Here is a 25,814-nt window from a genome sequence, read left to right as displayed (position 1 = left end):
TCTTTTTTACACAAAGGAAGAACGGGAACCGCCTAGCCTTGGTTTTTCAGCAGTGTTTTGACTTTCTGGAAAATATAGATGAATTCATCCACTTCTTCGTCATCTATTCCGGACAGAATCGAACTTAAGTATTCATTCACCTGCTGATTCGCATGTTGATAGGCTGCGGCTCCTGCTTCCGTCAGTTGTACATGTTTCAGGCGTCCATCGATCTCATCCGGTATCACCCGGACATATCCTTTTTCCACCAGTTTTTTGAGACGGCTCGACGTGGCGCTCTTATGCCCGCCCTGCAGCTCGGTTAACTGTTTGGACGTCATCGGTCCGTGCCGCTCGAGCAGATTCAGCATCTTGATCTGTTCCATCGAAAACTCTTTGTGGAGCTCGTTTTCGACCTTTCGGAACACTTCGTTCTGGCCGTCAATCATCACGTCTGTGAACAGACGGATCGCTTCCTCCATTCTATTTTCACCCATATAAAGTTGACCCCCTAAACTACAATTTAGTTTACCCCTTGAACTATCATCCTGTCAATGAATAGGCTGATTGTGATGTGCTAACCGCCACTTTTTGCATCCAACCGTTGAATTGCGGCGGTTAAAATGTGACGGGTAAAGCCGGGATGCTCCATAAAAAAACTGCTCCCGTCTTAAACGGGAACAGCTTTTAACCGAATAATAGATTCATATTGGCTCACAACATCAGAATCCGAAGCGGCGGGACAGTGTGCCGGTCACTCCCGGCTGTACGGCGAACAGTCCGCCGGCGTGAGGCTGGCCGGCAATCTGTTCTTCGCTTAAATTGTTCCGGGCTGTCGTGATGTAGAGAGTCGTGAGATCCTTCCCGCCGAAAACACAGGACGTGACCTGACCAGCGGGGACGTCAATTTCCTCCAGACACTCCCCTGTTTCCGGATTCCAGCGGCTCACTTTCCAACCCCGGAAGTGGGCAATCCAAAGCATTCCTTCCTTATCTATCGTCATCCCGTCCGGACGCCCGTCGTCTCCTGAAAAGGTAATCACCGGACGGCGGTTCGAGATGCCGCCGGTTTCGATATCATAATCAAATGCGCTCACTTCAAGGGCCGGGGTGTCAATGAAATACATCACGGTGCCATCCTCACTCCACGCCAATCCATTGGAAATACCGATGTGATCGACTTTTTTACTCCAGGAAAGATCAGGCTCAAGACAATAGAGCGCCGCCTGGTCTTTCTGTTTGCTGTAGGCCATCGTTCCGGCCCAAAAGCGCCCGGCTGGATCGACTTTTCCGTCATTAAACCGATTGCCCGGCAGGTGTTCTTCCGGATCAGCCACCGGCTCAAACGTCTTCCGGTCAAAGTCTATATGGTAAAACCCGTGCTGCATCGCGCCGATAAGTTCCGTACCTTTATGCACCACAACCGCTCCCGGTTCCTGACCGGCATCTATCGTTTCATTGGTCTTCTCCGCCGGAGAATAGCGGTGGATCCTGCAGCCCATAATATCAACCCAGTATAAAACGTTCAGGCTCTCATCCCAGGTCGGTCCCTCCCCAAGAAGTGCCTTTTCATCCACAATGAGTTCTGCCTTTTTGTTCATGGTTCACCCTCCCTGTATAACGTGTTCCGGCGTGCGGCCGTGTACTCCATCCACACACTGCCGCGCGGCATCCATTGCCATCGCATGTCTCGTTTCATGCGTAGCGGTTCCGATATGCGGCAGTGCGACAACGTTTTCCATCCCCAGCAATGGATGCTCCGGGTCCACCGGCTCCTGCTCAAACACATCGAGCCCGGCAGAAGCAATTTCTCCGTCGTTCAGGGCCTGAATCAAATCTTCTTCCACAACAACCTGTCCGCGGCTTCCATTCAGAAATACAGCGTGCTGCTGCATGCTGCCAAACGCTTCGGCATTAATCAGTCCGCGCGTTTCGCTCGTGAGCGGGGTGAGCACCATCACAAAATCGGATGACTGCAGCAGTTCATGCAGTCCGGCATAAGAAGCGCCGGTGTTATGTTCAGCGTCCGGTTTCCGGCGCCGGTTGTAATACATCACTTCCATACGAAAGCCAAGCGAAGCACGCCGTGCCACTTCCTCTCCGATCCTTCCCATACCGATAATGCCAAGCGTCTTATGGTGCACATTGGTGCCGAAATACTCTGACGTGAGCGGTTTTTTCCAGCCGCCGGTTTTCACCATGTTGTTCAGCTCCGGCATACGACGGGCTGTGGCAATCATCAGGCCGATCATCGTATCAGCCATCGTATCAATCAAGACGGTCGGCGTGTGTGTGGCGGTTATTCCTCTTTTTGAAATCGCTCCCATATTCAAATTATCATAACCTACCGACACATTGCTGATTACCTTCAGGTTCAGCGCATGTGCCAGCAGGTTTTCATCAATCCGTAGACCTGCGCCATACAGGGCATCGGCTTCTGCAAGTTCTTCATAAAACCGTTCTTCTTCTTTTTTCGGGCGCACTACAGTGACTACTGCGTGTTCTTTCATGAAGGCAAGAACGTCTTCCGGCGGTTCTACATAAGAGAGTATCTTCGGCATCGTGCTCATCCCTTCCCTGTAAACTATGCTTTTATTCTATCATATATCCGCTTTCACAGGGTGGAAGTACATAGCTTATCATCGGAATCTCTTCTTCAAAAACCATCCCGTCGTTTAATCCATCGACAGAATGGGAAATTGAATACTAACAACACACAGAGAGGTGATGTATAAATGGCCGGTCAAGAAGCCTGGAGCGACAAAATAAAAGGCGCCGTCAACAAAGTAAAAGGCGAAGCCAAAGATCAAATCGGCAACGCCAAAGATGACAAAGAACTGCAGGAAGAAGGACAGAAAGATAAATCCAAAGGCAATATCCAGCAGGATATCGGCAGCATAAAAAATGAAAAAGATAACCAAAACGACAATGGAAATGAAAATAAAAAATAAACCAAAAGAGACTGGGACAAAACCTCTATAAGATAGAAAAATGGGGCTGTATCAAAAGCCATTAAACTTTAAGGCATCCGCTGCAGGCGGACGCTTGCCGCGGGCAGCGCCTCAGCTACATCAAACGGTAAACCGCCGTTTGATGGGATCTTCGGCTGCTGCTCTTCCCGCTGGCGTCGCCGCCTTCCGCTTCTGCCTTGGGCGAATATTCTATATTACAGAAAAGGAGCTGCACCTTTTGATACAGCTCCATTTTTCGTTGCTGAGACAAACCGTTGCGCCAAAATGCTTCGCTTTTACTCCAGAGCACAAGGACGGCATCGATTCGCCGGGGCTCATCGTGTCTTCTTTGCACTCCGAAGTACAAGGGCGACATCGGTTCGCGGGGCTCACCGTGTCTTCTTTGCCGCGGGTACGGCTCGAAAGGAGGAAGATCGGCTAAAACCGGCACATCCTGGCGGGCGCCGACCTGACCCGCATCCTGCGGGGGGTCCCCGTGACTCGTGCTGTTCTGAGCAGGAGTCGAAGCATTTTGGCTCCGATGCTATGCGGGTTCTAAACAGAAACAAAAGACGTTTGTGTTTTGTTTTATACATTTTTCTTTTGTCCCAAACTCTTTTTATGAATACCTTATCCGGACGTGGAGGTTAGTCCGTTGATAAAGGCTATGCTTTCGATTGCTATCATTTCTTTGTCGTTATCAAGTACGGCGGTGTGGTAACTATCGTGCATCGGAATGATGCGTTTGTTTTCCGAGGAAATCGTGTGGTAAATATCTTCACTGTTCGCAGGTGGTACAACGTGATCGACATCCGACACAAAGATTCTTGCCGGCACCGTGATGTCCATCAGGTTGCTGCGGGTTTCAAGCATCAAGCCAAACAGCTCTCCATACGCTTTCACAGGAGTCTGACCGTACACGGCTCTCACATCGGTTTCTTTCTTTATATCGGGAGGGGCCGTATGTACAAATCGTTGATCCGGCAGCTGCCCGGGATCGGCATCCGGAATCTCAATGGCAGCGTTGATGACAATAATGCCTTTCATTTCCGGGATACGCTCCGCCAGATACAGCGTCAGTGTGCCTCCCATGGAAAGCCCGACGACATATATATCCGTACAGGTCTCTTTTAAAAACCGAAACCCTTCTTCCACGTTGTCGCACCATTCCTGCCAGGAGGTCTGTTCCAGATCTTCCGGATGTGTGCCGTGCCCAGCGAGCCGCGGCCCGAACACCGTGAATCCGGCCTCATGAAAACTTTCACCCAAAGGACGCATACTATGGGTGCTTCCTGTGAATCCGTGAATCACCAGTACACCAGTATCGTTCCCTTCAAAATAGAAAGGCTCCGCTCCTTCCATCACCGGATAACGTTCCGCCATCTTTCTCACCCTCCCGTTCATGGTATAAAACTATTTTCCCACAGAATAGCGTAAAATCAGAATTTTGTCATGTGAAACGTTTTATTTTTCACAATTTCTTTATATCAGCGGCTCTGCTGCTGGATGGCTTCCACCGTCTGTTTCGGTATATGATGGCCGTGGTCTTCTTTCACAGACCGGACGATCATCGCACCGAAGGTAAGAACAACACCCGCGCCTATGACAATATACGGCGGCAGCCAGGGCTGTTCCATCGTCAGCATTGTCATCCCAAGTCCCCACCAGAACAGGCCGAAAGCTATAATGAACGGGAGAAACGACGCGTTCGGCATATGAATGGAATCCAGCGGTGCCGCCGCCTTCATCCGGCCGTCTCCGTGCACTTTTTCATAAAACCAGGGATCCAGCGCGCGGACCTGCGGCACCTGAGCGAAATTGTATTCCGGCACCGGGGAAGGAACAGACCATTCCAGTGTGCGCGCGCCCCACGGATCACCGCTTTGCACCCGTTCTCCCTTCAAAGCAGAGTAAACGATATTGATGATCAGCACGATGATGGCAGCCGTCATCAAAAACGTTCCCATTGTTGAGATAAAATTGTACGTATTCATCCCTTCTCCGTCCATATAAGTGAAGTAGCGCCGCGGCATACCGATAATACCGAGAATATGCTGCACGAAAAACGTCACGTGAAAGCCGATATACATCAGCCAGAACATCAGCTTCCCAAGCGTTTCATTAAGCATATGCCCAAACATTTTTGGATACCAGTAAAACAAACCGGCCAGCAGCCCGAGAATAATGCCGCCGATGAAAATATAATGAAAATGCGCCACCACAAAATACGTATCATGATACAAATGATCCACCGGCGCCATGGCTACCATGACACCAGTTATACCGCCGAGTACGAACGTCGGAACAAACGAAGAAGCACAGAGCATGGCTGTAGTGAACGTGATTTTTCCTCCCCACATCGTAAACAGCCAGTTGAATATTTTAATACCAGTTGGAACAGCGATGGCCATTGACGAAAGGGCAAATACGGAATTCGCAATCGGCCCCAATCCCACGGTGAACATATGGTGCACCCACACCATAAAGCCTAGAAAAGCAATTAAAAGTACCGCAAACACCATCGTTGTATACCCGAACAACCGCTTCCGCGAAAAAGCCGGCACCACTTCGGATATGATGCCAAACGCCGGCAGGACGAGAATATAAACCTCCGGATGGCCGAACACCCAGAAAATGTGCTGCCACAAAATCACGTTTCCTCCGGCATCCACCTGAAAAAACTGCGCCCCGAACAGCCGGTCCAGCATGAGCATCGCAAGTCCCGCCGCGAGAGGGGTAAAGGCAAATACGATGAGAATGGAAACAATAAGCGTTGTCCAGCAGAACAGCGGCAGCCGCATCATCGTCATTCCCGGCGCCCTCATATTGATAATTGTCACGATGAAGTTGATCCCGGAAATCAACGTTCCAAGGCCGCTGACCTGGAGACCGAGCACGTAAAAATCCATCCCGGACGAACCGTATTCCCTTGTGGACAGCGGGGTGTAAGCGAACCATCCCGCATCCGGCGCCCCTCCAAGAAACCAGCTCAGACTGAGAAGCAGCCCACCGAAAAAGAAAATCCAGAATCCGAGCGCGTTCACAAACGGGAACGCAACATCACGCGCCCCTATCTGCAAAGGAACAATATAGTTCATAAAAGCAAAAATAAGCGGGGTCACCGCAAGAAAAAGCATAATCGTTCCGTGCATCGTTAAAAGTTCATTATATGTCTGCCCGGACAGAAAAGACTGTTCCGGATACATGAGCTGTATCCTCATCAGGACAGCCATCACACCTGCTTTCAAAAAAAACAGCGTGCCGCCGATTAAGTATAGAATCGCTATTTTTTTATGATCTACCGTCGTCAGCCAGTCCCAGACAACATTTTTCTTCTGATAAGCGGTTTCCATATTCTATTCAACCTCCCGGGTTCATTGTTTCCAACCCTCAGAGCTTCTATACTGGAACGCCGGGAGAAACTTCCAAATAAAAAATCCGAACGGGGAAGCAGCATTAAGCGCTTGAGCATGCTGCTTCCCCGTTCGGATTCCGGTCTCTTTCATTTCCTTTTTATAAGTGCCGTTAGGATTCTTTAATTGTCAACAATTTAACAGAGTGTGGGAACAGTTCTTCTTTGATTTTATTGTAAAAGGATCTGGCCTGGCTCTTGCATTCAAATGTGACTTCGTCGTTTTCTATATGTCCTGCGTAAGATTCAAGACCTACTTCATTACCCTGCTGATCGACGGCTACAATCAAATATTTTTCGTTATGCATGCTATACCCCTTTTTGTTCTTTCATTTGTTCACATACCACATGACCATTTAAAAAAGTTTCGATGTCCGTTTTATTCATCGCCCCTTCATATTTGCCGCTCTGCTCCGCTCCCTTCATTACATATAAAGACGGATAGCTGCTGACGCCAAAATACTGGGCCATGTCTTCGTCCTTGGATGAAATAACCTTTATATCCATCTTATCGGCACTGCAGTTATTACTTTTAGTAAGTAATGCTCTGTAAAAAGGCCGCTCCGCCTGTAGATTGTTGTCATCGGAAAACAACAGCACAGACGTTTCTGCATGAAGCTCCTGTATCGCAGCGGGCTGGCTTTGAGCGGCGCAGGCAGTCAGAGGCAGCATCAAACAGATCACTGCTGCCAAAAGCCGCTGGGTATGACCCGGCATATTCGCGTACTCCCTTTCTCCAATACCTTTAACAATCCACTTATGAAATGCTGTTTTCAGATACCTTTTTAGAAGAGCAATAAAACATGTTACGTAGAAAGTACTCGAAAAATGAATATTTCTTATCAAATATGCTGCGATATCAAAATTTCGTGTTTATGGTTCAAAAGACTCGGGTATCAATACTTAAAAATAATCCTACGTCCATTCGGTAAAGGAGAAAGATTCTTATGGAATATATTGACCGTCGGACAACTTCTTACTGCAGGGTGGTACAGCGCAGCGTGAAGGTCGAGTTCTCCATCTTTCTCAAGAAAGGTAATCTCGAAGTATGTGCGACATGCACCGGTATTGAAGAAGTCTGCAAAAACTGCCCTGTTATACAATACAATAACTTATATCCCCCTGCCACCCAAAAAAGGCTGCCACCAGTGTGACAGCCTTTTTATTAGTGATGTGCCGTTGTTAAGCTGCAGTCGTCCGACGTGCATTCCGTTTCAATGGTAATATGCTCCAGGGAATAAGTCTCCAGTGCCTCTTTGATGGAAGCTTTCACCCGCATCATATCTGCCTTCGTGACATCTTCGTTCAATACGACATGCGTGGAGAGCACGTGCTGCTCGCCGTCGAGTGACCAGATATGCGTATGGTGCGTATCTTCCACATCAGGAATACGCCGGATACTCTTTTCGATCTGCCCGGCGTCCATCTCTTCCGGGACGGCGTCCAGGAAGAGAAACAGCGTTTTTTTCAGGTTCTTTAATACATTCACGAGAATGTACAGCGTAATAAGAACAGACAGAAGTGGATCCAGAATGGCTGCATCCCAGAACATCATAACGACACTGACAACGAAGACGGCCGCCCACCCCATGACATCTTCCAGCAGGTGCCAGGACACCACTTTTTCATTCATCGACTGTCCGGATTTCATCCGCAGCACCGCCGCGCCGTTCACGGCTATACCGAGAAGGGAGAGCAGGAGCATTCCACCAGCGTGGGCGGATTCCGGGTTCAACAGACGCGGCACGGCTTCGGATAATATAAATAAGGATCCGGCAACGAGCACGAGGCTGTTGATAAGCGCTCCGAGCAGGGAAAAACGACGGTATCCGAACGTGAACGTCTGATTGCTTTTCTGCTCGGATTTGTTCTGAAGAAACCACGCTGTGCCAAGAGACAGCGAATCGCCGAGGTCATGAATCGCATCCGAAATAATCGCCATGCTGTTCGTCAGAATACCGCCGATTAATTCGATGATCGTAAAACCGAAATTCAGAAAGAAAGCGGTTTTGATATTGGAATGGCTGTGATCGTGATGATGATGATCGTGTCCCATATGTCTCAGGCCTCAACAACAGACCGCTCGGCTTCCCGGTCCTGCATTTCCTGCTGATGGGTCTGAGCCAGCTTGATCATGTCTTCTACGTGACTGTCTTCGAGCGAATAATAAACCAGTTTCCCCTCTTTTCGGTATTTCACCAGACCCAGTTTCCGAAGATACCGCAGATGATGGGACGTAGTCGCCGTGGAAGCACCGAGAAGATGGGAGGCATCACAGACACATATTTCTCCTTCGGCAGCCAACGCCTGAAGTACTGTCATTCTGTTTTTATCGGCCAGTCCTTTGAACATGGCAGCCATCCGATCCATCTGCCCGTCATCAATGGAAGCCTGCAGCCTCGCTACTTTTTCTTCGTCCACACAGGTGACTTCGCATACTTCTTCCCTCTTCATACCGTTCACCTCTTTTTTCTCAACTGTTTATTCATCCATTATACTACATTCAAGCGTGAATTTGAATGTGTGTACTGCAGTATCACGAATTTCTATCGGCGAGCGCTTCGTTTAACTTTCTCATTTCATAATAAAAATAAACGAAAAAGCAGAACCAGATGACAGTGTAAATGATCAGAAATAACCCCATTCCAATCAAAAAGCCCCAAATGGTAAAAGGAATCCAGCCGATCAAAAAGGAAAGGACGAAATAGAGCATCGTCACCGTTATAAAATGAACGATGGTGCGTTTCGTAAGACTCCAGTTTTCTTTGGCAAAAATCAGTCCCCCTGTACTGAAAAACCAGCCGCAGAACATGCTCCCGAGTGAATCCAGGACAAACCTTCCGCTTTCAATATTTTCCACTCCTCCAAATAAAATGACGCCATAATGGATAAGAATACTGACGAGGGCCCCGAAACAGATACCAAGAAAACTTTGGTACACGATGGTTTTCATTTTTATCCCTTTCCTTTCCAGCGGATTTTTTCCTTAATTCCGTTCACGTATTTTCTTGAGACATATTCTTTCTCTCCTGACCGGAAATAAACGCAGAGAGACCCGTGGAATGACGCTTCGAATTGTTTTAATTCATCCAGATTGGCAATGGCGGATTTGGAAAGCCGTACAAACTGACTATCCGGAAGCTGTTGTTCAAGTTCATACAAACGCTCTTTCATCTGGAAGGTTCCTTCTTTCGTTTTTGCCATAACCGTTTTATCCATAGTATAAAGATATATAATATCATCCGGCCGGAAGATGTGGCGTGTTTCTTTGTCCATCCCCGCAAAGTACACTCTTTTCTCTTCCTGCAGCCGGTCAAGCAGCTGCTGCACTTCTTTGTCCCATACATTGGATCGTATCCATACTTCTTTCGTTTCCAGTGTTTCATCAATCTCCACTTGAATTTTCACCGCAGTCCCTCCTTCCTCTGCTGGTTTCAGTATATAGAACGTAAAGAGCTTCCGTACAGCAGATACCGCCAAGTGGTATAAAAAACGCGCCAACGTGTCTGTATTCCGCGTTGAAAAATGGATTAATAAGGAGGTGTCTGCGGGTAAAGAGTAATAGTATATACCATAACAATAAAGGAGCTGGAATAAAATGAAAGAAGTACAGGAAGACAAACACAGTGATTACGTCCTTCGGTATCTCGTGCGTCTGGCGGACCGCGGCGCGGAAATGGATATCACCCTGAATGTCGGCGGCGCGACGATAACCGGGGTCTTGATCGGCAATATTGCCTATCTGGAAGAACTCGAACGCACCCTGCACCGCGGCAACAGCGAGCTGGAAAGTAAAATGACAATTTTTTTCGAGAAAATGGCGGATAAGTTCCAGCGCGAAACTGATCAGGACGAGTACGAAAGCGGCTATCTCCATCTTCGTAAAGCAAAACTTGTGGATTCGCAGGGGAAAGTACCGATCCACGGCAGCCTGTGGAGAGGAAAAATTTCCGACGTCAACGGGTTCAGTTTCGAATCCGTGCAGTAGCGGGATCCAGCTGGTGAGCAGGCTGCCGGAACCCGCACAGCACGTCGTCAAAAAAACATTTACCAGCCAAACGTTTCCGTTTACCCGCCAAATGAAAGGCAATACCAGCCGAATCATTCGTTACCAGCCAACGTTGCATGACTACCAGTCCACATAACAAACGAGGCTGTCTACGCGGCAGAGTATCTCAATCAAAAAGACGGAGCAGGATGATTCTCCCGGACTCCGTCTTTTTGAATTTTTTCGCTTTGCCCCGGATTCTTCCTTAATGTTATTGCTGAAGCATACGCTGAAGGGCGGTGGTGGCTTCGCGTGTCGTCTGTTCGTCGACTTCAATTCTGTAATGCGGTTCGGCACTGAGAATGCTTTCCAGAGACCAAAGCAGATGCGGCAGATCGATGCGGTTCATTGTTAAGCAGGGACACATATTCGGATTCAGCGACCGCACTTTTTTATCTGTTTCTTCCTGCATGAGCCGATTGACGAGATTCATTTCCGTTCCAACGACCCATGTGCTTCCGGCCGGCGCCTTCTGGATCATATCGATAATCTTATTCGTCGATCCCGCCGCATCTGAGGCCTGAACGACATCAAACATGCATTCCGGATGAACGATGATATGTGCCTCCGGATCATCCTTTCTCACCTGCCGCACATTATCCATCGTGAATTTTTCATGAACCGAGCAATGCCCTTTCCACAAAATCATCCGTACCTTTTCCGGATCCCCGTCACAGTCCAGCTCCTGCCTGATTGGATCCCACACCGCCATTTCCTCAAGAGGGATTCCCATATCATAGGCGGTGTTACGCCCAAGATGCTGATCGGGCAGAAACAAAATCCGTTCTTTGCGCCGGAATGCCCACTGCAGCATGGTCCCGGCGTTGGAGGACGTCAGAGTGGCTCCTTCGTGCCTGCCGCAGAATGCCTTAATGGCCGCGGTGCTGTTCACATACGTAAGCGGTGTGATTGTATCAGCAAAGGTTCCCTGCAGGTTCTCCCAGGCTTTCTCCAATTGCGTGATTTCGGCCATGTCCGCCATCGAACAGCCGGCCCGCAGATCCGGAAGCAGCACGGTTTGATGATCCTCCGATAAAATGTCCGCTGTTTCGGCCATGAAATGCACGCCGCAGAACACGATATATTCCGCTTCTTTGTTGGCAGCGCCGGTTTTGGCGAGCTTCAGGGAGTCTCCGGTTTCATCGGCAAACTGAATCACTTCCTCTTTTTGATAATAGTGACCGGGCATAAACAACCGGGTGCCCAGCTCCCGCTTCATGTCCCATACCCTTTTTTCCATGTCGCTCTGAGTCATGGCCTGGATATGATCCGGCAGTGATGGTACTTGAAACTGTTCCAATACACTCATCGATGCTCCTCCTTTCTCATGTCGCGCAGTTGAAAACTAAGATCCAACGCTTGAACCGAATGGGTGATCGATCCTGCAGAAATGACGTCTATTCCTGTTCCCCGGTATGCCCCAATGGTTTCCCGGGTGATAGTACCGGAAACTTCTGTCCGGATGGAGAGTGGAACGACTGAGGCCCACGCTGCGGCCTCTTCCGGAGAACAGTTATCAAACATAATGACATCGGCTCCTGCTTCCACGGCTTCTTCCACTTCTTCCAACGATGTGGTTTCGATTTCAATTTTCACCATATGCCCTGTCTTCTCTTTCACTTTCGCTGCCGCTCCGGTAATGCTTCCCGCCGCAGTAATGTGGTTATCTTTGATCATGACCGCGTCATAGAGACCACAGCGGTGATTCACTCCGCCCCCGCAGCGCACGGCGTATTTATCAAACATCCGTAGTCCCGGCATCGTTTTTCTCGTATCACATACGTTTATCTGCGGATCATTCAGCGCTTCTACGGTGCGGCGGACTGCTTCAGCGACGCCGCACATCCGCTGCACCAGATTCAAAAGCACCCGTTCCCCGCTGAGTAACGCCTGCACCCGCCCCTTTACGGTCAGAAGCGTCTGCCCCTCCTCTATCCGCTCTCCTTCATTCACGTGTACGGCGATACGCGCCGATTCATCGAGCATTCTCCAGCCTTCTTCAAACACAACGGCGCCGCAGAATATACCGTCTTCTTTTGCTTTCACGATGCCTTCCACTGTTTCTCTACCTGAAAAAACAGCTTCGGTTGTGATGTCACCGCTTCCAATATCTTCTTCAAACAACCGTTTCAATGCTTCTCTAACCTGATACCTCTGCACAGCCTTCCTCCCTTGCTCCGTCCGCTTCTTATTTTCATACAAACCGACACTCCCAATAAAAATTACATTTGTCTTGACACATATGTTTACATAAATCTAAACTGGATACAACCGTTTTTGTGAATTTTTTAACAAAAGGAAGGAGAAAGAATGATATATCTGGACCATTGCGCTACCACCCCCATGAGTGCGGCTGCGCTGGACGGCTACCGCCAAGCGGCAGAGCGTTTTTTTGGGAATGAGCAGAGTCTGCATGGACACGGGGAAGAAGCATCACACCTGGCCGGCCACTGCCGGAAACAGCTGGCTGCCATTATCAACGGCAGCGAAGAAGGCATCTACTTTACCAGCGGCGGTTCCGACAGCAATATCACGACGCTGCTCAGCCTGGCATACGGCAGAAAAGACCACGGACGCCATATCGTCACCTCCCCCTTCGAACATCCCTCCATCGGTCAGGGACTAGGGCGTTTGAAAGAAGAGGGATTTACGGTTAGCGTCGTAGATGTCCATCGTAATGGCGAAATCTGTCTGGATTCTCTCACATCCCTGCTCCACGCGGATACGATACTTGTTACGATCTGCCATGCTTCCAGTGAAACCGGTGTACTGCAGCCTCTCGCGGATATTGGAGCGCTTCTGCACAACCATCAGGCTCTTTTGCATAGTGACTGTGTGCAGACCTTTACCACGATACCAATTGATGTGACGGCTGCCGGACTGGATGCATTGTCGCTTTCGGCTCACAAAGTTCAAGGGCCGAAAAACACCGGTGCCGCTTATATCGCCCCGGGTATAAACTGGCAGGCTGTATATCCAGGTGTCGTGCACCAGCACGGTTTCAAGCCGGGAACGCTTGATATACCAGGCATTGCCTCGTTTATGGAAGCTGCGGTGGAAGCTGCCAACGCTATGGATGAACTACAAGACCGGTGGCGTTCCATGCAACAGTGGCTGCTTGCGCAACTCCATCCTGGAGCTTACCGACTTTTCGGCGACCGGTACCAAAGGCTTCCTCATCACCTTGCACTGCGGGCCGTCGACCGGGAAGGGCAGTGGATCATGCTCGAATGCAGCCGGCGCGGTATCACCATTTCACCGGGAAGTGCCTGCAAAACCAGCTCGTCCGCGCCGCCGGACAGCCTGCTTGCTATGGGATATACCGCCGATGAAGCACACGGTCTGTTCCGTATCAGTTTCGGCCGGGACACCACTTATGCGGAACTGCGGGAAACCGCTTCTGTCTTGAACCAACTCGCCGGAAAGTGATGGTAACCACGCTGCCGGCGAAACATAGATTAAGCAGGAAGTGTCAGCGGGTAAAGAATAACAACGGATAGAGGACGCATTCCTTTACATGCTGCGTTAAAAATTACAAAGGGGGAAACAGGCAGTGAGCATCGTTTGGTATAGCATACAGATGATGATAGTTGTCCTCGTTATCACTAGTGTCACCGGCGTTGTACTGTTTGCTTTCATGAAGGAACGTATCAGAAATGACCTCCGGTATGCGGCAGGCTGGACCATCGTTACGGTTCTGGTATTCATTGTATCGCTCCTTTTCGGACTTCAGACGCTCCCCTTCCCCTCTTCGTAACGCTGTCCCGCGATGTGTAAATTCGACCATTTCACCTGCTGAAAAACAGCAAAAATTAGAGTACACTAAAAGGGTGACGTAATTTCTTAGAAGAGAGGGATGGCTCATGGAACACGATATAACCATAAAGCAGGTTACAACCGGAAAAGCAAAACCCGACTACAATCATTTAAGTTTCGGCAAATATTTTACAGACCACATGTTTGTGATGGATTACAATGAAGAAGACGGCTGGTTCGATGCACGCATCACCCCGTATGAACCACTTCTGATGGACCCGTCCTCCCTCATGTTCCATTACGGCCAGTCCGTATTTGAAGGACTGAAAGCGTACACTTCCCAAAAAGGCGGCATCCAGCTGTTCCGGCCGGAAAAGAATTTCAACCGTATGAATATATCCAGTGACCGGATGAACATCCCTGAGGTGGATCCGGACTTTCTCGTGGATGCCTTGAAACAACTCCTACATATCGACAGGGACTGGATACCGGTCGAGGAAAGGCAGTCGTTGTATATCCGTCCGTTCATCATCGCCACCGAACCGGCACTGAGCGTGAAACCTGCCTCCCAGTATAAACTGATGATTATTCTGTCGCCGGTGGGCTCCTACTACGCACAGTCCGATCAAATGAGCCCGGTCAGCATTTACGTAGAAGATGAGTACGTCCGCTCCGTCAAAGGCCTCGTCGGCTTCACGAAAACAGCCGGCAACTATGCAGCCAGCCTCAAAGTGCAGCAAAAGGCGGAAGACCTCGGTTATGACCAGGTACTCTGGCTCGATGCGATCGAGAAAAAATACATCGAAGAAGTCGGCAGCATGAACATCTTTTTCAAAATCAACGGGGAAATTATTACTCCCGCTCTGAACGGAAGTATTCTCGACGGCATCACCCGCGACTCCGTGATCGAACTTCTCCGGTACTGGGGCTGGAACGTGCATGAACGCCGGATTTCCATTGATGAGGTGAAACAGGCGCACACGGACGGTGTTCTGGAAGAAGTGTTTGGAACCGGCACCGCCGCCGTGATTTCGCCGGTTGGCAGGCTGAAGTGGAAAGACGAAGAGCTTGTTATCAATGACAATCAGACCGGCCCTGTATCCTATGATCTGTATGATACGATTACGGGCATTCAGACCGGCGCGACAGACGACATTCTCGGCTGGACCGTGCCGCTTCAGGAACAGGAAACGTAAGAAAACGGTGCGCTGTTAAAAGGCCCGGGCGATTCATGGAAGAATCGTCCGGGTCTTTTTTGTCTGTCGTGAACGTGGTGAAGGCAGTGCTTGGCCGGTAAATGACCGGATTCGGCTTGTAACCGGGTTTACTCCGACTGTACTCGGCTGCCTTTGGCATGTAAATGACCTCATGCGGCTTGTAAATGCCCTCATTTGGATCGTATTAACCTTTCTCCCCGCTCTCCCATACTTCAGGGTTCAGCAGGTTCGGCGGACGCTTTCCCTCAAGGGCGGCTTCCACGTTTTCGGCGGCCAGAAGCGACATGTTATCTTCCGTTTCGCCGGTGGAGGAGCCAATGTGCGGCGTCGTCACCACGTTGGTCAGCTGCAGGAGCGGGTGATCCGCAGGCACCGGCTCCTGCTGATACACATCCAGACCGGCTGCAAGGATCTCTCCGGTCTCGAGTGCCTGAATCAGCGCCCCTTCGTCCACCGTGGCTCCGCGGGATCCGTTGATGAAAATGGCGCCCTGTTTCATCTGCTGAAACTGCTCCCGTCCGATAAAGCCTCTTGTCTCCGGCGTTAACGGCGTCATCAGGCAGACGATATCCGCCTCGGCAAGCAGCTCCTCCAGGCTGCAGTACGATGCATCGTACGTCTCTTCCACCTCCGGCTTCGGCGACCGGTTATGGTACAAAATCTCCATATCAAAACCGAAATGCGCGCGCTTGGCAATGGCTTCGCCGATCCGTCCCATGCCGATGATACCGAGCTTGCGGTGGTGCACATCTGTACCGAACTTTTCCTCCGGGAGGTCTCCCTCCCGCTCCCACTCTCCTGCTTTCACAAACCGGTCCAGTTCCGGAATCCGCCGCGCGGTCGCAAGCATGAGGCCGAAAATGGCGTCGGCCGTGGTATCATTCAGCACGTCCGGGGTATTGGTGGCTGCCACCCCGTGCCGGGTGAGAGCTTCCAGATCAAGATTATCATAACCGACCGAGACGTTGCTCACCACTTTCAGATGCGGGGTGCGCGCAAGCAGGCGGTCATCAGCCGGTATCCGCAGCCCTATCAACGCTTCAGCCTCCGCAAGAGCGTCAGCAAAAGAAGCATCCGACACATCTTCCTGTCCTGAAAACACGTGCAGGTCATAATGTTCCCGTAGTTTCTTCTGCGCTTTTTCTCTGACACGGCCGTAGGTGATTACTTTCTTCATCATCTTCAAGTCCTTCCTTTATGAGTCATCCAGCATCCGAAGGGCCTCCGCTGCCTGTGTCACCGGCTGTTGGCAGGAAAAATTCCGGCACACGTAGACGGTTGTTTTTCCTTCGACTTTATGGTACAAAGATGCAAACGGCGCGGCTTCTGCCAGGGCGCCTGAATCGTCGTGAATCAGATACGTCACTTCCGGGTAAAACCGCTGCTGCAGAGCGTTTGTTACAGTACGGGCATCTTCGTCGCCGCCGGTGAGCACCACCACTTCTTTCATATCACTGCACAGCAGCAGGTAACTTTGCAAAAAGTGCAGGTGCGCCCCGGGAATCTCCGTCAACTCGCGGGCGAACGCATCCTGGGAGCTGCGCACTTTTTCTTCATAAGCCATTTCTCCAGTGAAACGGGCAAGCCGCAGCAGTTCGCGGACAGCGGTACTGTTTCCGGACGGCATCGCGCCGTCAAACGATTCTTTCGGCCGCGCCAGCAATTCCTCCGCGTCCGAACCGTAGAAGTAAAAACCGCCGTTCTCCTCGTCCCAGAACAAGTCAATCATCTGATCTGCGTAATACCGGGCTTTCGTCAGGTACTCCGGCTTCAGCGTACTTTCATAAAGCTCAAGGAGCGCCCAGAGAATATTGGCGTAATCATCAATAAATCCTTTATGCTTCACATCACCGCCGCGGTACCGGACCATCACGCGGCCATCCTGGACGAGGTGCGATTCGATAAACGTAAACGCACGCTCCGCCGCGTCAGCATAACGGTCCGAATCAAAGGCGCGGCCGGCGCGGGCAAGAGCGGCGGTCATCAGCGCGTTCCAGGACGTAAGCATTTTGTCATCCGTATGAGGGTGAATCCGTTCTTCGCGCGCTTCGAACAGTAACGGTTTCGCCTGCTCCACCCGCTCCCTCACCTGTTTTGGATCGAGGTCATGGCCACGGGCGAACGCTTCCGGCGACTGCCCGATCAGGTTCGGAATGTTCACTCCCTCAAAATTGCCATCTTCTGTGATATCGTACACTTCGCAGAAAAGAGAGCCGTTTTCCTCACCCAGGATCTGTTTGATCTGGCCGGGGGTCCAGAGATAAAACTTGCCTTCCACCCCCTCGGAATCCGCATCCTCGCCGGAGTAGAAACCGCCTTTGGCATCCTGCATGCCACGCAGCACGTAGTCCAGCACTTCTTCGGCCGTCTGCCGGAAACGGGATTCTCCTGTCACCTGCCATCCTTCTGTATAAGCGATCGCAAGCAGCGCGTTATCATACAGCATTTTCTCAAAGTGCGGCACGAGCCATTTCTCATCCACGGAATAACGGGCGAATCCGCCGCCGATGTGATCATACATGCCCCCTGCCGCCATGCCGTCAAGTGTTGTCCGCGCCATCTCGAGCGCCTTCTCGTCACCGGACCAGCGGTAATACCGGAAGAGATACATCAGCACGTGCGGTGTCGGGAATTTCGGCGCGTTTCCGAAACCGCCGTACGTGGGATGGAATGTCTGCTGGAGCTCGTGAAAGCCCTTTGCGAGCGCTTCTTCGGACAACACGCTGTCCTGATCGGCGGTTTGGGGCTGCACCACTTCCGCCATCTGTTCGCTCACTTCTTTAATTTTCTCCGGATCGTCCTGGTACCGGTCGTAGAGTTGTGTGATGACATCTGTCATGCCCGGCATGCCGCGCATGCTTTCTTTTGGGAAGTAGGTTCCGGCGTAGAATGGCTTTTGGTCCGGGGTGACGAATACGTTCAGCGGCCAGCCGCCGTGTCCGGTCATGGCCTGGCATGCGGTCATGTAGATGGCATCGACGTCCGGCCGTTCTTCGCGGTCGACTTTAATGGCTACAAATCGGTCGTTCATTAGTTTGGCGATGCTTTCGTCTTCGAAGCTTTCCCGCTCCATTACGTGACACCAGTGGCAGGTGCTGTAGCCGATGGATACCATGACGGGTTTGTTTTCTTTCCGTGCTTTCTCAAAGGCTTCTTTGCCCCACGGATACCAGTCCACGGGGTTGTGGGCGTGCTGCTGCAGGTACGGGGATTGTTCATGAATCAAACGGTTTGCCGACATCACCACATCCTTTCCAATCACTCTTTCTAAAAGTGTAACCTATATGTTCCAATTAAAAAACCGAACCCTTTGATGCGGATTCGGTGTGAGGCTTGGATGCAGAGCGGTGCCGGGGCTTTCTAACGTGCACTTTGGGGACGGTACAGGTGCATTGTGACGCTTAGCCCGCATCTAACATTTAAAATCGCAGTCCGATAAGCAAAAAGTGACGCTTAGCTCGATTCTAACGTGCACAATCCGGCAGGCGGTGGTCCATTTTGGGGGTTAGCGGCCTGGTTTGCGACGGGCGGTGACCCGTTCGAGGCGGGCGCGGTTGGTGCGCTGCAGGATGATGATGGGAATATTCAACGTCAGTGCGTAGAAGACATTGAGCCATGCTGCCCAGAGCGGGTTCCATAGAAAAAACAAAACACAGGGCAGGATGGTGAACCAGTGGGTCAGTTCGGCGCGGCGCGACTCCAGCACAAATACGCCGAGATAACCGGCGTCCTGCTGCTGGAGTTGTTTCTTGGCGAAGCCGTTCTGGAACATCGCGGCACCGTCCGGTACAAGATGCTTCCAGCTCTTTACCCGCAAGTATTTCTGCCAGAAATGTCCGCCGCGCTCCCAATTGCGGATGCGGTACAGACCGGCAGGCTCACTGAACCAGCGCGCGGGCATGTAGTAACATCCGGCTGATGCGGCCATATGAAACACACCCCAGGCCAGAATATCGAGGATGACAACCCAGTACAGCGGAAGCTCAACAAGCGGCATAGCCAAAGCCCTTCCTTACACGTTGATTTTACGTCCGCGCCATGTGACGGTGCCGCGGACATTCGTCAGATACAGCGACCAGAGAAACAGCCCGAGGAAAAAGAGAAGCAGCACCGGGAAGAATAGAAAAATCCAGCGCGGAAACGTTCCGGTACGCCGCGCCAGCCAGGCCGTGTGAATCACATACACGCCGTATACCGCAGCGGCTGCGACAGCGGTCCACCCCGGAAGCGGAAAAAGAATTGCTGCGAAGGGAAGCAGCATCCCCGCCATGCCTCCGCTTATCCACAGGCTGATAAGTACGGTCACAAAAGGATGCGTCGCCTGCGAGGCGGTGCCGAAGTTCTTCGTCCATCCTTCGACGAGGGAACGAAAGCCTTCCGGATACATCCGAAAATCAATGATGCCCCGCCCCCCGTAACAGAAAACGGGGAACCCCGAGCGGCGGAACGCGGCGCCAAGTTCCAGATCATCCATGACGGCTTCACGCACCCCTTTATGCCCGCCGGCGGCGAAGTAATCGCTGCCCGAGCACATGATGCACGGTCCGAAAGACCCGGCTTCACGGAGCGCGGTCCCGCGCGGCGTGAATACGTTCATGCCCGCCATCACAATCACGTTAAACCAGGCGGACAAATACTCATAGCCCTCATACATCACGTGATACGGCTGTACGGACAGAAGACCGCGGCCGCCGTTCCCATCAAATGCCGACCGGATCCGGTGCAGGCTGTTCTTCTCTCTTAAAACCGTGTCCGCATCGAGAAAAAGCAGCCTCTCCCCGGCGGCCCGCTGCGCCCCGAGCCAGCACGCAGCCGATTTCCCGGTCCAGCCATCTTCGAGTTCTTTACTCGGCAGCACCTCCGCTCCGTACGAAGCCGCAATTGCCGCTGTATCGTCGGTGGACGCATCATCTACAACAAGAATCTCAAGCGGCTGCACCGTCTGCCGCCGCAGCGATTCCAGCAGCGGCCGGATCCGGCGTGCTTCGTTGCGTGCGGGAATAATAACAGTGACATCCGCCACGCCTTTCTCCAGGGTGCCGCCCGTCTCTGCCGGAACCGGTATCCGCCAAAGCATCAACGTGCCGGCTGCCACACCAGCTGCAGCCAGCACCACTGCCGCTCCAAAAAGAAATGTAAGCATTATCTGCTCCTTCCTCCGCGGTCCCGTTCCACAATCAAATCACGGACCTGCTGGCCGCTTTTGGTCACCATCGGCATGCCGCCGCCCGGATTCACCGTACCGCCGGCAAAATACAAATTGTCGTAGCGGTCACTCTGCTTCGGGTGCTTGAAACCTTTATTTTTTTTCTTATCCGACAAGGTACCGTAAATCGATCCACGGTGCGACCCGTACATGCGCTCGATGTCATGCGGCGTCCAGCGGTCTTCGGTGACAATATGATCCCGGAGCCCCTCAAGCCCCATATTTTCCAGCTTATCCAGCACGCGCCCGCGGAACCACTCATAATCCCGGTCCGAAAAAGGTTCATCCTGAATATACGGAATGTGGGGAAGCACCTTAATATTTTCATGACCCTTAGGAGCCTGGGACGGATCGGTTTTGTTCACATTCACAAGATATATCGTCGGATCATCCGGCAGTTCATGCCGGTGGAACACTTTATTCATCTGCGCCTTTACATCATTTGAGAAGAAGAAATTATGATGCGACAGCTGCGGATACATCTTATCCACCCCGAGGTGAAGGACAAGACCGGAGCTCGATGGTTCATATTTTTTCTCCAGTTTTCTAAGATAAGACGTGTCCTCGCCAAGCAGCATTTCATACGTAGGAATGACTTCCCGGTTCGAAATGAAATAGTCGGCACGGCGCTGGGTGCCGTCCTCCAGTTCGACCGCCGCAATCCGGCCGCCTTCTTCTTTCACAAAACGCCGTACGCCGGTCCCGGTGTGAATCTCCACGCCGATTTCTTTGGCAAGTGCTGTGATGCCCTGTGCGATCTTATGCATGCCGCCGGGCACGTACCATGCCCCTTCGGCGTGCTGCATGTATACCATCATATTGAGCACAGCCGGGGCGTCGTACGGAGAAGAGCCGACGTACTTGATAAAGTAAGAGATCATATCGCGCAGCTTCGGATGGCTGATGCGTTTTGCAATGGCCTCATGCATGGTAGAGAAGAAATCAAACCCGTGCCACGATTCCTTCAAGCCGTGAAAACGGAGAATCTCCGGCAGCGTGTCCAGGCCGCGGTCAAGATACCCTTTCTCCGTTACGTCATAAATGGTCCGGGCGTAGGAAAGAAAGGTTCTGTATTCTTCGATATCCTTTTCTTCAAGGGCCTCATTTTCTTCCAGCATTTTCATCAGATCGCCGTACAGATCCAGCACCGTGCCGTCCGGAAAAAACGACCGCCATTCCCGCTCCAGCCGCACTGTCGGTATATAATCTTCCATCCGGCGGTTACCGCCGGTAAATAATGCTTCAAAGATACGCGGCATCGTTAAAAGGGACGGTCCGAGGTCAAACCCGAACCCGTCCTGTTCCAGGCGGTTCAATTTGCCGCCGAGATGGTCGTTCTGTTCATAAAGAGTGACGTTATATCCGCTCTGCGCCAAGGACACAGCCGCGGAGAGTCCGCCCAGACCGCCTCCCGTCACGATAACCGTTTTTCCATCGTCATTCATGCCGGTTCACCTCTTCCCTTCTTCACTGAAAACAGTTGTACTGCCGGCTGCGTACCCGGTCGAGAATCCCCCGGTACAATCTGGCGGAAAGAAGAACCTGGTCCCGGCTGTCTTCATCAAACCAGTCAATGTACTGTCCAAACCCGTCATAGAGTGTTTCCGCACGCTGGGCCATCGTTTCCCATATCGCTGTGAAGCTGTCATTAATAACGCCCTGCTCCAGATCCGTCAGCTCATAAGACACTCGTTCCATTTCCTGCCGCGGCAGATAAATCCGGTTATTCTGCGTGAGATCTTCGCCCACGTCCCGCAGAATGTTTGTAATCTGCATCGCAGTGCCAAGGTCGATGGCCGCTTTTTTCAGGGAGCGGACGTTGTCCATCGCGAGAATGGGCAGCAGCATGAGCCCTACTGTTCCGGCAACGTAATAGCTGTACTCTTCCACGTCCTCCATCGTCTCCGGCATTGTGAAGTCGATATCCATGCGCTGCCCGGACAACTGGTCAAAAAAGGGCTGCAGTTCCATATCAAAGCGTTCGAATACATCCCCCAGCGCGTTCCAGATCGGGTGGTCCACCGGTGTTCCTTTCGAAAACCATACCAGCTCGTGGTGAAGCTGCTTCAGCTGCTGGACCTGCTCCGGTTTGGACGCCGCCGTATCGATGCTGTCGTCGGCCCTGCGGCAGAAGGCATATACCGCATAAACCGCCTCCGCTTTCTCTTTTGGAAGCTGGGAAAAAGCATAATAAAAACTGTTAGAGTGCTGCCTTATAATATCTTCGCAGTATTTATAATCCATCTCCAGGCTGCTTACTTTATTTTTCTCCGGCATGTGCACCACCCCGCTTCTGAACTTGTTCTCCCTGATCGTCTGCGATCAACTCTTCCGAAGCGATCCGGGCCGACAGCAGAACAATCGGTACACCGGCTCCCGGATGCGTGCTGCTTCCAGTGAAATACAGGTTCTCACATTTAGGCGCCTTACTCTGCGGCCTCATATGATTACTCTGCGTCAGATTGGGACGGAGACCGAAACAGGCTCCGTTGTAAGCATGGAACTTCGATTCAAAATCGGGAGGTGTCATGTGCGTTTCCGACACGATGTGGTCTTCCATATTTTCAAAACCTTCTATTTTCTCAAGCTCTTCAAATATACGCGAGCGGTAGTACGCGACCGTGTCTTCGTTCCATTCGTAATCCGCGGTCGACAGATCCGATACCGGCATCAGAATATACAATCCATCTTTACCTTCCGGCGCCATGGACGGGTCCATTTTCGAACCGATATGCACGTAGAACGACGGATGTTCGAGTTTCCGGCCGGCGAAAATGTCTTCAATGTTTTCTTTCAGGTCTTTACCGAATACAAAGTTATGGACATTCACGCGTCCTTCATACTTTTTATCCATGCCGAGATACATAATGAAGCAGGAGCAGGAATATTTCATACGGTCGATTTTTTTGTCGGTATATTTCCCTTTCGCTTTTTCATCTGTCACCAGATGCTTCATGGCATAGGGAAAATCGGCGTTGCATACCACATAATCGGCATGAACATCCTGTCCGCCGGTGCGGATGCCATACGCCTGCCGGTTCTCAATCAGAATCTCTTCCACCGGGCTGTTGTAGTGGACTTCGCCTCCCAGTTCCAGAAACAACCGCTCCATCGAAGCCGCCATCGTATACATCCCGCCTTTGATGAACCAGACGCCGTACAGATGTTCAATCATCGGAATCATCGTGTAAAGGGAAGGACCGTTATACGGGGACACGCCGATATACAGCGTCTGAAAACTGATCATTTCTTTCAGCCGTTTATTTTTGATGAATTTCCCGACAAACGTATCCGCGCTTACGAGCGTCCGCAGTTTCGCCGCCTGCCGGAGGACAGAAGGGTGAAGCACCTCCCACGGGCTTCGGAACGGCCGCTGGATGAAATGATGCTTTGCGGTAAGAAAGCGTTCATGAATCGTCTGCAGGTACTTCAAAAAGCCGGAAGCATCTTCGTCCCCGAAGGACTCGAGGGTTTTCATCAGCTCCGCGTTATCTGATGACATATTATAGCTGTCTTCCTTGTTCTCCCCGAAAAAGGCTGTGTACATCGGCTCCAGTTTGTCCATCGGAATGTAATCATCCGGATTTCTGCCGGCAAGCTCAAACACTTCCCGGTACAGCTCCGGCATCATTACAATGCTGGGACCGAGGTCAAACTGGTATCCGTCTTTTTCCATGCGGTGCATTTTGCCGCCGGGCATCGATTCCTTCTCATACAGAGACACCTGATACCCCGCGTGCTGCAGGCGGATGGCCGAAGCCAGTCCCGCCACGCCCGCACCTATTACAATCGTGTTTTTCGTCTTTGTCATCATTTCCGCCTCTACTTCTGATCGATCCGTCTGCTATTTAACACAGCAGACGGATCGATTCTACCACCGGGAGAAGCATCTGCCTTAATCTCATTATCTTATAAAAACAACTTCTGCCCTATACCCGGACAGCTGAAAAATCAAGCATGGATTTTATTGGGATAACTGCTGTTTCCACTTCCTGATTTCGGCGTTAAGCTCTGCCTTTTCCATCACATCCGGGGACTTGGATTCCAGCCCGGATTCCTGTTTCAGCTGCAGGATTCTCGTCACGCTTTTATTGATACTGTCTTTTGTTACATCTCCGTCTTTCACAGCCTGAAGCAGAGCATTCTGCAGTTCTTCAAACCTTCCATTCCCGGCCTCGGCGATCAGTACCATATCCGCGCCGGCTTTCAGCGACTGCACGGCAGCTTCAGTCATACCGTACTCGTTCGTGATGGCTCCCATCGTCATATCATCGGTCACCACCACACCGTCAAAATGCAGCTGTTCCCGCAGCATCCCTGTGATCACCGCTTTGGACAACGACGCCGGATACTGCTCGTCCACGGCCGGAAACAGAAGATGCCCGGTCATGACCATATCCGCGCCCTCTTCCACGGCCTGCTGAAATGGAAGAAGTTCCATGTTCTCCACTTCCTGTCTGGTTTTATCCACGACCGGAAGCTGGACGTGCGAATCGGTGGACGTATCCCCGTGGCCGGGAAAATGTTTTACAACCGGAATCACATTCTCTTCTTTTATTCCTTTCATGACTGCGGTGCCGATACGTGACACCTGTTCCGCGGTTGTTCCGTACGAGCGGTCGCCGATCACTGGATTATCCGGGTTGCTGTTGATATCGAAGACGGGAGCGAAATCCATATTGAACCCAAACCGCTTCACTTTCTCAGCCAGCAGCTGTCCCGCCTGACGCGCCGTTTCTTCATCTGCCGAGCGTCCGACAGCGGCTGCCGCCGGAAGATTTTCGATTGTATCCGGGATCCGGCTGACACGGCCTCCCTCCTCGTCCACGCCGAGAAAAAGAGGAATGTCCGTCTGGGCATCCGTTTCCTTGATGTTATTCATATACCGGGTGAGCTGGGCTTCGCTCTCAACGTTGCCTCCAAGAAGAAAAACACCACCTGCTCCCGCCTGGATCATGGATCTTTCCTGGTCGGATAAGGACGTACCCTGCACCCCGACATACAGGAGCTGGGTCACCTTCTCTTCCAAGGTCATGTTCTCCAGTTGTCTTTTCACCGGATCCGGTTCTTCTTTCTGCATGTTTTGTTCTGTATTTGTTTTGGAAGGCTGTTCTTCAGCGGGTGGGTGTGCATTCTGATTACACCCCGCAAGAAGAGTCGTCACAATAATGATGAGGCAGAGTGATTGTTTCATGCAGACCTCCTTATGTTTGTACACGGCTTTCAAGTGGAACACAGGCCGTGC

Annotated in this window: 26 protein-coding genes; 5 read left to right on the top strand and 21 right to left on the bottom strand. The window is 51.4% G+C overall.

Annotated features, from left to right (window positions below; translation table 11 throughout):
* Window positions 1-32: 32 nt before the first annotated feature.
* The 3 genes from BM124_RS00600 to BM124_RS00590 form a co-directional block, all read right to left on the bottom strand.
* Window positions 33-476: a MarR family winged helix-turn-helix transcriptional regulator gene (locus BM124_RS00600; protein ID WP_093334709.1), complete on the bottom strand. Its 444-nt coding sequence runs from the start codon at window positions 474-476 to the stop codon at window positions 33-35.
* A gap of 225 nt (window positions 477-701) precedes the next feature.
* A complete protein-coding gene (locus tag BM124_RS00595) occupies window positions 702-1,580 on the bottom strand; it encodes an SMP-30/gluconolactonase/LRE family protein (protein WP_093334708.1) in 879 nt (292 codons plus the stop codon).
* 3 nt (window positions 1,581-1,583) lie between these two features.
* Window positions 1,584-2,540 carry a 2-hydroxyacid dehydrogenase gene (locus BM124_RS00590; protein ID WP_093334707.1) on the bottom strand — a complete coding sequence of 319 codons (957 nt, stop codon included), beginning with the start codon at window positions 2,538-2,540 and terminating at the stop codon, window positions 1,584-1,586.
* 174 nt (window positions 2,541-2,714) lie between these two features.
* On the opposite strand from BM124_RS00590, the gene BM124_RS00585 reads away from it, so the two are divergent.
* Window positions 2,715-2,930, top strand: coding sequence for a CsbD family protein (locus BM124_RS00585; RefSeq protein ID WP_093334706.1), 216 nt, complete (start codon window positions 2,715-2,717; stop codon window positions 2,928-2,930).
* 630 nt (window positions 2,931-3,560) lie between these two features.
* On the opposite strand, the gene BM124_RS00575 is transcribed toward BM124_RS00585, so the two are convergent.
* The 8 genes from BM124_RS00575 to BM124_RS00540 all read right to left on the bottom strand — a co-directional run bounded on the left by BM124_RS00575 (window position 3,561) and on the right by BM124_RS00540 (window position 9,750).
* Entirely contained in the window at window positions 3,561-4,313 is a 753-nt protein-coding gene (locus tag BM124_RS00575; RefSeq protein WP_093334704.1) for an alpha/beta hydrolase, read from the bottom strand.
* 104 nt (window positions 4,314-4,417) lie between these two features.
* A complete protein-coding gene (ctaD, locus tag BM124_RS00570; RefSeq protein ID WP_093334703.1) occupies window positions 4,418-6,283 on the bottom strand; it encodes a cytochrome c oxidase subunit I in 1,866 nt (621 codons plus the stop codon).
* Window positions 6,284-6,455: 172 nt separating this feature from the next.
* Window positions 6,456-6,650, bottom strand: a complete 195-nt coding sequence (locus tag BM124_RS00565; RefSeq protein WP_093334702.1) for a hypothetical protein — start codon at window positions 6,648-6,650, stop codon at window positions 6,456-6,458.
* A 1-nt stretch (window position 6,651) separates the two neighbouring features.
* Entirely contained in the window at window positions 6,652-7,059 is a 408-nt protein-coding gene (locus tag BM124_RS00560; RefSeq protein ID WP_093334701.1) for a thioredoxin domain-containing protein, read from the bottom strand.
* A 448-nt stretch (window positions 7,060-7,507) separates the two neighbouring features.
* A complete protein-coding gene (locus tag BM124_RS00555) occupies window positions 7,508-8,398 on the bottom strand; it encodes a cation diffusion facilitator family transporter (protein ID WP_093334700.1) in 891 nt (296 codons plus the stop codon).
* Between the two features lie 5 nt (window positions 8,399-8,403).
* The gene (locus BM124_RS00550) at window positions 8,404-8,796 is read right to left on the bottom strand and encodes an ArsR/SmtB family transcription factor (protein WP_093334699.1); all 393 of its coding nucleotides are present in this window, start codon (window positions 8,794-8,796) and stop codon (window positions 8,404-8,406) included.
* Between the two features lie 82 nt (window positions 8,797-8,878).
* The gene (locus BM124_RS00545) at window positions 8,879-9,295 is read right to left on the bottom strand and encodes a DUF3021 domain-containing protein (protein ID WP_093334698.1); all 417 of its coding nucleotides are present in this window, start codon (window positions 9,293-9,295) and stop codon (window positions 8,879-8,881) included.
* A gap of 2 nt (window positions 9,296-9,297) precedes the next feature.
* On the bottom strand, window positions 9,298-9,750 hold the full coding sequence (locus BM124_RS00540; RefSeq protein WP_093334697.1) for a LytTR family DNA-binding domain-containing protein: 453 nt from the start codon (window positions 9,748-9,750) through the stop codon (window positions 9,298-9,300).
* Between the two features lie 190 nt (window positions 9,751-9,940).
* On the opposite strand from BM124_RS00540, the gene BM124_RS00535 reads away from it, so the two are divergent.
* A complete protein-coding gene (locus tag BM124_RS00535; RefSeq protein WP_093334696.1) occupies window positions 9,941-10,330 on the top strand; it encodes a hypothetical protein in 390 nt (129 codons plus the stop codon).
* A gap of 271 nt (window positions 10,331-10,601) precedes the next feature.
* Here the strand turns inward: BM124_RS00535 and nadA are convergent, their stop codons facing one another.
* Window positions 10,602-11,699, bottom strand: coding sequence for a quinolinate synthase NadA (gene nadA / locus BM124_RS00530; protein WP_093334695.1), 1,098 nt, complete (start codon window positions 11,697-11,699; stop codon window positions 10,602-10,604).
* Window positions 11,696-12,550 (bottom strand): carboxylating nicotinate-nucleotide diphosphorylase, encoded by an 855-nt coding sequence (gene nadC, locus BM124_RS00525; RefSeq protein WP_093334694.1) that lies wholly within the window; start codon window positions 12,548-12,550, stop codon window positions 11,696-11,698. Before nadC ends, nadA begins: the two co-directional genes overlap by 4 nt.
* Before the next feature lie 150 nt (window positions 12,551-12,700).
* Between nadC and BM124_RS00520 the strand changes: the two genes are divergently transcribed.
* The 3 genes from BM124_RS00520 to BM124_RS00510 all read left to right on the top strand — a co-directional run bounded on the left by BM124_RS00520 (window position 12,701) and on the right by BM124_RS00510 (window position 15,342).
* The gene (locus tag BM124_RS00520; protein WP_093334693.1) at window positions 12,701-13,819 is read left to right on the top strand and encodes an IscS subfamily cysteine desulfurase; all 1,119 of its coding nucleotides are present in this window, start codon (window positions 12,701-12,703) and stop codon (window positions 13,817-13,819) included.
* 124 nt (window positions 13,820-13,943) lie between these two features.
* Window positions 13,944-14,147, top strand: coding sequence for a hypothetical protein (locus tag BM124_RS00515; RefSeq protein ID WP_093334692.1), 204 nt, complete (start codon window positions 13,944-13,946; stop codon window positions 14,145-14,147).
* A gap of 106 nt (window positions 14,148-14,253) precedes the next feature.
* A complete protein-coding gene (locus BM124_RS00510) occupies window positions 14,254-15,342 on the top strand; it encodes a branched-chain amino acid aminotransferase (protein ID WP_093334691.1) in 1,089 nt (362 codons plus the stop codon).
* Between the two features lie 205 nt (window positions 15,343-15,547).
* On the opposite strand, the gene BM124_RS00505 is transcribed toward BM124_RS00510, so the two are convergent.
* The 8 genes from BM124_RS00505 to nagZ form a co-directional block, all read right to left on the bottom strand.
* Complete coding sequence (locus BM124_RS00505; RefSeq protein ID WP_093334690.1) at window positions 15,548-16,543, bottom strand: 2-hydroxyacid dehydrogenase; 996 nt, start codon at window positions 16,541-16,543, stop codon at window positions 15,548-15,550.
* Between the two features lie 15 nt (window positions 16,544-16,558).
* Window positions 16,559-18,604, bottom strand: coding sequence for a thioredoxin domain-containing protein (locus BM124_RS00500; protein WP_093334689.1), 2,046 nt, complete (start codon window positions 18,602-18,604; stop codon window positions 16,559-16,561).
* A gap of 264 nt (window positions 18,605-18,868) precedes the next feature.
* The gene (locus tag BM124_RS00495; RefSeq protein WP_093334688.1) at window positions 18,869-19,360 is read right to left on the bottom strand and encodes a glycosyl-4,4'-diaponeurosporenoate acyltransferase CrtO family protein; all 492 of its coding nucleotides are present in this window, start codon (window positions 19,358-19,360) and stop codon (window positions 18,869-18,871) included.
* A 15-nt stretch (window positions 19,361-19,375) separates the two neighbouring features.
* Window positions 19,376-20,506: a glycosyltransferase family 2 protein gene (locus BM124_RS00490; protein ID WP_093334687.1), complete on the bottom strand. Its 1,131-nt coding sequence runs from the start codon at window positions 20,504-20,506 to the stop codon at window positions 19,376-19,378.
* Window positions 20,506-22,014: a phytoene desaturase family protein gene (locus tag BM124_RS00485; RefSeq protein ID WP_093334686.1), complete on the bottom strand. Its 1,509-nt coding sequence runs from the start codon at window positions 22,012-22,014 to the stop codon at window positions 20,506-20,508. The genes BM124_RS00490 and BM124_RS00485 overlap by 1 nt, the downstream gene beginning before the upstream one ends.
* A gap of 22 nt (window positions 22,015-22,036) precedes the next feature.
* Window positions 22,037-22,846: a phytoene/squalene synthase family protein gene (locus BM124_RS00480; RefSeq protein WP_093334685.1), complete on the bottom strand. Its 810-nt coding sequence runs from the start codon at window positions 22,844-22,846 to the stop codon at window positions 22,037-22,039.
* Window positions 22,830-24,380, bottom strand: a complete 1,551-nt coding sequence (locus tag BM124_RS00475; RefSeq protein WP_093334684.1) for a phytoene desaturase family protein — start codon at window positions 24,378-24,380, stop codon at window positions 22,830-22,832. The genes BM124_RS00480 and BM124_RS00475 overlap by 17 nt, the downstream gene beginning before the upstream one ends.
* Before the next feature lie 153 nt (window positions 24,381-24,533).
* Window positions 24,534-25,763 (bottom strand): beta-N-acetylhexosaminidase, encoded by a 1,230-nt coding sequence (gene nagZ, locus BM124_RS00470; RefSeq protein WP_170840890.1) that lies wholly within the window; start codon window positions 25,761-25,763, stop codon window positions 24,534-24,536.
* Window positions 25,764-25,814: the final 51 nt, after the last annotated feature.

It is taken from the genome of Salibacterium halotolerans (genome assembly GCF_900115625.1).
Taxonomy (GTDB): domain Bacteria; phylum Bacillota; class Bacilli; order Bacillales; family Marinococcaceae; genus Salibacterium; species Salibacterium halotolerans.
The sequence above is the reverse complement of the archived record's forward strand: the minus strand, read 5'-3'. Positions and strand labels throughout refer to the sequence as shown.